General features: G+C 69.6%; 5 protein-coding genes. 2 read left to right on the top strand and 3 right to left on the bottom strand.

The features are described from left to right. The coding region (locus ETD85_RS21330; protein ID WP_138691509.1) for an nSTAND1 domain-containing NTPase at positions 1-2189 on the bottom strand (2189 nt) is incomplete at its 3' end. Between the two features lie 231 nt (positions 2190-2420). Here ETD85_RS21330 and ETD85_RS21325 point away from each other — a divergent pair. Further along, a complete protein-coding gene (locus ETD85_RS21325) occupies positions 2421-2729 on the top strand; it encodes a hypothetical protein (protein WP_206058441.1) in 309 nt (102 codons plus the stop codon). Positions 2730-3585: 856 nt separating this feature from the next. Continuing rightward, complete coding sequence (locus tag ETD85_RS21315; protein WP_138691507.1) at positions 3586-4842, top strand: cytochrome P450 family protein; 1257 nt, start codon at positions 3586-3588, stop codon at positions 4840-4842. 33 nt (positions 4843-4875) lie between these two features. Here the strand turns inward: ETD85_RS21315 and ETD85_RS63225 are convergent, their stop codons facing one another. Beyond that, positions 4876-5028 carry a hypothetical protein gene (locus ETD85_RS63225; RefSeq protein ID WP_170246779.1) on the bottom strand — a complete coding sequence of 51 codons (153 nt, stop codon included), beginning with the start codon at positions 5026-5028 and terminating at the stop codon, positions 4876-4878. Between the two features lie 85 nt (positions 5029-5113). Continuing rightward, the gene (locus ETD85_RS21310; protein ID WP_138691506.1) at positions 5114-6607 is read right to left on the bottom strand and encodes a hypothetical protein; all 1494 of its coding nucleotides are present in this window, start codon (positions 6605-6607) and stop codon (positions 5114-5116) included. Positions 6608-6827 lie beyond the last annotated feature (220 nt).

Below are 6827 nucleotides of genomic sequence, written 5' to 3'. Positions count from 1 at the left end.
ACCGTGCCGTCCTGGCTGGCGCTGGCCAGGAGGCGCCCGTCAGGGCTGAACTCCGCCGCGTACACCGCTCCTTGGTGGCCGGTGAGCGGTTCGCCGACCTGCCGGCGGCTGGCCACGTCCCACAGCCGCACCGTGCCGTCCTGGCTGGCGCTGGCCAGGAGGCGCCCATCAGGGCTGAACGCCGTCCTCATCACCCAGTTGCTGTGGCCAAAGAGCTCCCCCCTCGCCGGGTGGGCCAGGGCGCTCAGCATGGCGCGCCGGGCTGTGGCTGTCGGCGCGATCCGATAGGCGGTGACCGCCAGCAGCTGGGCGACGGTGGAGTCGCGGTCCAGCAGTCCCTCGCTCTGCACGGCCAGGCTGTGGGACAGATTGCGATTCTTCTCCCTCTGGGCCAGCTCAAGGCGACGCTCGGCGGTATGGGCGGCGCGCACCGCGACGACCGCCGCTACGAGCGCCAATGCCAGCAGCACAGCAAACCCCGCGACCGCCTGCCGCCGGAGGCGGGCATGGCGGCGGGCCGTGGCTCGTTCTGCGACATGCAACGCCCGGCACGCGTCCAGGAACGCCTGCTCCACGGTCGTGAGGGCGGTGGGATCGGCGGCGGCCCAGTCCAGGGCCGTGTGCAGGCGCGCGCCTCGGTACAGCAAGGACGGGTCACGGCCCTCGCGTTCCCACACCAAGGCCGTTTCCAACAGCTGGTGGCGCATGCGCAGCCCGGTGCGGTCGGCATGTATCCACTCGCGCAGCCTCGGCCAGGCCCGAAGTAGCACCTCGTGGGCGAGCTGGACGGAACCGGCGTCCACAGTGATGAGGCGGGCGGAGGTGAAGGCGTCGATTACCTTCGACATGGCCTGCGGCGGAAAATACTCCGGCGGCAGGTGACGAGTGTCGACAGGGCGGCGCGTCTCGGTGCCGGACCCCTCGAGGCACACCATGTGCAGCAGCAGCCGCCGGGCAAGATCCTGACCGCGGGGATCCAGACCGGTATAGACGTGCTCGGCGGTTGCGGCGACCGCGCCCGCGATCCCGCCGGTCAGCCGGTAGCCCGCCACGGTCAGGGTGTCGCCCTCGCGGTGCTGCCAGGTCGCCAGCAGAGCATGTGACAGCAATGGCAACGCACCTGGCTCATGCACCCGTCCGGCCTCTCCCCCGTCCATCCCTGCAGGCACGCCCATGTCCCGCAACAACAGTTCCACCAGTGCCGGTTCCACATGAAGGCCCGACTCGCGGGCGGGACCTGTGATCACCTCGCGCAGTTCGGCGACAGTCATCGGGCCCAGCGGCAACTGCCCCTCGCGCACGGTATCCAGCAGGCCCGGGCGGCTGAGGCAGTGGCCGTAGAAGTCGGCCCGCACGCCGAGCACCACCAGCGCCGCGGGATGGCCCGCCGTGCCGGTGACGGCCAGTGCGGCCAGCGCCGAAAGGAAGGCGCGGCGCTCGGCCTCCGCACCACACAGCGTGAAGATCTCCTCAAGCTGGTCGATGATGAGCACCAGACGTCGCCGGTGAGCCAGATGGCCACCGCGTGTCCCGCCGTTGAGCGCGTCCGCGACCTGCCCGGCAAAGGCAGCGGAATCTTCCGCGAGCGCAGCTGCCATCTCGGCCAGGTCAAGCTCTGTATACGCGCTGATCCTGGCCAGCAGCTCGGTGACCGGATGCTCGCCAGGGGTGAACACGACGGCCGGCCATGAGCGGGATCCGGGCGCCGGTAGCATGCCTCTGCGTAGGGCGGGCAGCAGTCCCGCCTGGAGCAGGGACGTCTTGCCCGCCCCTGAGGGGGCCACCACGATCAGCGGCCCGCGTCCCGGCATCCGCTCGGCCAGGCGCCCCACCAGCACGCTCACTGTCCGGTCCCGGCCGAAGAACCAGCGGGAATCCTCAGACTCGTAGGGCTGAAGACCTCGGTAGGGGCAGCCCTCACTCGCTCCCGTGATCGACTCGGCCAGCTTGCTCAACTCGCCGCCGGTCTCCAGCACCCCATCGCAGCGGCGTGCCACGCCCACAGACAGCGCCTTCTCGCCGGTTTCGACCTTGCTCAGATAGCCCTTGCTGTAGTGGGTCAGCCGGGACAGCTCATTCAGCGACAGCCCGCGCGCCACCCGCAGCCGCCGCAACGCGGCGCCGGGGGCTATCCGCGAACCGCCGTCGCCCGTTGGGGCGGGAGGCCCGTCCTGCATGCCCTCGCGCACTCCCGAGACTTTACAAGGGGTGACAGGTTGGTCGCAGTGAGTGGTGCGGCTTGTGGTGGTATCTCCGGGTTTCCCTGACCACCTCGTCTGCGGGGCGACGGGAAACCCCTTCTGCCCCTCCCCGCGCCGGCAGCACGATCGGTGCCATGGACGCCGCCACACACCTCGGCGGCTGCCGAACACCGCTGACGGTCATCCGGACCCGAGGTCCTCTACAGAACGGGAAACATCATGCGTGCTCAGATGAAGACGGTCAGCTGCGGGCTCGCCCTCGCCCTCGGTCTCGCCGCCCTCGCCACGCCGGCCGTCGCGCAGTCAACCGGCATGCGGCCGGCTGCGCTCTCGGACGATACGTGCGGCCACTACACCAAGAACGGAACGGAGTACTACCGCAACTGTAAGGACACCAGCGAAAGGATCTGGGTTACCTACCGGAGGTCCTCCGACAACCAGCATTTCTGTGTCCCGGCGGGCAAGCAGGTAGAACTCGGCTACTACCTGAACGTCTACGGCGTCTATCACGACAGCTGGGGCTGCTGACGTTCCGGTCGCCCGGGCTGAGCCAGGTCTGACGCCTGGTCCAAGCCCGGGCGACCGTCCCATCGGTTCTGCGTGGAGGTGGGCGTACGACGCTGGGACCGCTGCCACGATCGCAGCCAACCGGGAGCCGGCATGAGCGCGGCGCCGAAGGTCTCCGCTCTGCGCGGCAGGCACGTCACCTATCGACCGCACCATCGGCCTGCTCGGGCGTGACCGCCCGCTGGCGGAGGTGACCGACGCCGAGATCGGTGCCGCCCTCGCCGAGCTTTGGGGGACGAGCGCGCCGGCTCAGGCCGAACGCCGCAAGGAAACCGCCGACGAGACCCGTGCGGTGGCCAAGACCACGATCCACCTTGCGCTATGTCTTCGGCCATGTCTCCTATGACCAATTCTGGACCTTTGGCGACCACCGGAGACCCCACTCCGACGGCGAGGTCGGCGTAGCTGACCTCGCGCCCGTGGTGGCAGCGCAGCCAGATCATCACGTCGGCGACGTCGAGCTCGGCCTGCGTGAAGCCCATCGCGCCGCGTCCCACAGCTCGGCCACCGATGACGGATCACCTCCTGCTCGTTCGCAGAGCTCCGTGAGAGGCTGATGGTCCAGGACCGCGCCCGGGTAACGCAGACCCTGACGGTGGCGATGACACAGGTGAACCACCGCGCCGCTCTCCGGCACTGTCCGCTGCCGCAGACCGTCCCACTTCAGGCTCGGGTCGGGATCGACCAGCGCCGGTTGTCGTCCGGGCTGTAGCCCGCCCGGGTGACCGGCGGCTTCGCGTACGGTCAGGCCCTCGTCCACGCCGTGATGCCGGCGCGTGGGGTCCGCCACGTCCGAAGCCCGGGATGGGAGGACAGCATGGAGCATGCCACCGAGGACCGACCCTTCGTCATCGACCCGGCCGGCCGTGACATCCAGGCGGAGGGGGCACGCCTCAGGGCGCTCGGACCCGCCGTACGCGTCGAGTTGCCCGGCGGCGTGGCGGCCTGGGCGGTGTGCGGGCAGGAGCTGCTCAGGTCCCTGCTCACCGACCCCCGGGTGTCCAAGGACGCCTACCAGCACTGGCCGGCGCTGATCAAGGGCGAGGTCACCGCCGACTGGCAGCTCTTCCCGTGGGTGGGTGCGCGCAACATGTTCACCGCCTACGGCCCCGACCACCGGCGGTTGCGCGGGCTCGTCTCCGGCGCGTTCACCGCCCGCCATACAGCCGCGCTGCGCCCCAGGATCGAGGAGATCGTCGACGGGGCGCTCGACGAGCTGGTCGATCTCGCGCGCGGCGAACCGGTGGACCTGCGCGAGCACTACGCGTACCCGATCCCGGTCGAGGTGATCTGCGAGCTGTTCGGCGTCGCCGACGAGGACACCCGCCGGGAGGTGCGCCGCTGCGTCGACGCCTTCTTCCGCACCGCAGCGAACCCGCGCGAGGCCGCCGAGGCTTATCCCCGCATCCGGGCAATCCTGCGCGGGCTTGTTGCCGAGAAGCGCGAGCACCCAGGCGACGACCTTTCCTCAGCGCTGATCGCGGCGCGGGACGGCGGCTCGCGGCGGTCAGAGGACGAGCTGGTCGACACGCTCTCGCTGTTCCTGAGCGCCGGACACGAAAGCACGGTCAACCTGCTGGACAACGCGATCTTCGCCTTGCTCACCCATCCTGACCAGCTCGAGCTCGTCCGCAGCGGCCGGGTCGTCTGGGAGGCGGTCATCGAGGAGGCCCTGCGCCACGAGGCCCCGGTCGCCGGCATCCCGCTGCGCTACGCCGTCGAGGACATCGACCTCGGCGGCGGGATCACGCTGCGGGCGGGCGAGGCGATCCTCGCCTGCTACGCGGCGGCCGGGCGCGATCCGCTGGTGCACGGCCACGACGCCGACCGCTTCGACGTCACCCGCCCGGTCAAGGACCATCTCTCCTTCGGCCACGGCGCGCACTACTGCCTGGGCGCACCGCTCGCACGCCTGGAGGCCATGGTCGCGCTGCCCGCGCTGTTCGCGCGCTATCCCGGGCTGACCCTGGCGGCCGGTCCCAGCGCGCTAACGCCGTTGGAATCCTTCATTTCCAACGGGCACCGCACCCTGCCTGCCCGCCTCACCGGCGCCGGGCCTCGCTTCAGCCGCTGAGCTGGGTCCGCGAGGTCGTCGCCGGCGCGCGTCTCAGGCAGAGGGCATCAGGTCGAGGCGCAGGAACGCCAGCCCCGCCGTGGCCAGGGCGACGGCTGCCCCGGTCAGTCCCAGCGGCGCCACCGGTGACGAGGCGTCGCTCAGTAGCATCACCGGCACGTGCACGAACGGCGAGAAGTCCAGCACGATCCCGGTGGCGAATCGTGCGCTCCCCCGCGCTCATTTCGAGGACGATTTCGGGACGGTCGTTCTGCGGAAACGCCCTTCCCGTTCAGAGGAGGAAGGGGTCCGCTCGCCAAGCGTAGTTCTTGGGTGGGCGGAAGTCGGTCAAGGGGATCACTCGGCTGGTGGGCGCTGTGCCGCGCAAGGTGACCGCTCTCAGCCGCTTCTGGCATGGCTCGGTCGGGGGTTGGCTCAGGACGAGGCTGGTGTAGCCCTCTTTCCGCAGCTCGAAGCAGAGCGCCTTGATCAGCCGAGCCGGCTGCTCCGACCGGTGGCGGCGCGGTTGGACCAGGTGGATGTAGCGGAGTTCGCAGGCGTCGGGGGTCGGATGCCCTAGAAGGGCGCCGATGACGCCGAACAGCTCGCTTCGATGGTCTTGATCGAGGACCAGCAGGAGGCGCTGCTTGCCGGTGCCGGCGTCCTGGGAGATCTGATGGCGCAGTTCAGCGACGCTGCGCGAGCCGGTCAGCTTGGTCACCAGCGGTTCGTCGTAGGGCTCGTAGTCGCGGACGCGGTCTGCGTAACCGAGGCGGAGGTCCAGGTACTCCTCGTGAGCGCAGGGCATCATCAACCCGTGCTTACGACTGCAGCCGGGGTCCCAGTGGTAGGCGTAGTGGATCAGTGAGGCGGCCAGGTCGGGGTGGGTACTGGCCCAGATGTCATCGAAGACGTACCAGGGCCGGTGGCCGATGGAGTCTCCACGCAGGGCCGTCTGCGCCAGATGCTCGCCGACGTGGAGGAGGGTCCGGTCGGGCAGACGACCCTCGCCGGGGGTGAAGGCGCGCAGGTGTTCCAGCGCCGCCCGGTGCGCCTGGTCATGCGTCTCAGCCGTCTCACCGGCGTCGCCTGTGAGACGGCTGAGACGTTCGAGGGCAGGTGCGATGCCGTCTTCGTCCGGGGCCACCAATGCTCTGAGATCGAGGAGAGGGCCGGGCCAGGCGTCCCGATTCTGAAGGGGCCGGCGGAGCGCGGCGCCTAATTGAGGCAGTCGCACACCGGGGAAAACGTACGTCCGATCCCAGCCCAGGGTGTCGTGCCTGGCATTCAGAGTGGTGAACAGCAGGTAGGTGGCGCCAGCGTCGCCAGTTGTCGGGGCGGCGAGTTCTGCGCAAGGGAAGGGCGGGACGAACGGCGCCGGGCCGGAAGCGGCGGCGGCGGGCAGCGGCCACGAGGGGTGGACGGGGTAGGCCCAGCGATCCGGCTGCTCAGCGACGCGGGCGTCGTCGACGAAGTAGAACGCCTCCTCCAGATGTACGCCCATGCTGCTGATGCGGATGCTGTGGTCATCGATGTGCAGGTCATTGTCGGCCCACAGCTGCATCCTGATCCGGCGACGTAGTTCGATCATGTCCTCAGGAGGGGTGTCGCCGCATTCTCTCAGCCATTCCAACTCGTAGGGTGCGCCGTTGAGGTCGGCGTGCGCCCGGTCGAGGCCGTCCGGCTCCCACAGGCCGCGAAACCATTCCAGGACGGTGCGGCCGGGCACGTGTCGGACGCTCTTGCACAGCGGTCCGGCTTCCCAGTCGCGATGGATGAAGTACATCAGATGCCTTCGGGCGGGTAGACGGTCTGGAGTTCAATTCCGGGAACGAAGCCTTCCACCCTTTGGGGCAAGCGGAGACTCAGAGGGCGGCCGACGGAAGGTCGCTCAGGCGCCAGCCTCCGCGATCAGCGTCCCCATCCCGGCCAGTGTGTCTGCCCACACGTCCGGCTCGTACGCCCACTGATAGATCACGGCGCAGGAGCTCGGCTGGTGCTGACGG

Origin of the sequence: Nonomuraea zeae (assembly GCF_005889725.1) — a bacterium.
Classification (GTDB): Bacteria; Actinomycetota; Actinomycetes; order Streptosporangiales; family Streptosporangiaceae; genus Nonomuraea; species Nonomuraea zeae.
This window is presented reverse-complemented; position numbering and strand designations above follow the sequence as displayed.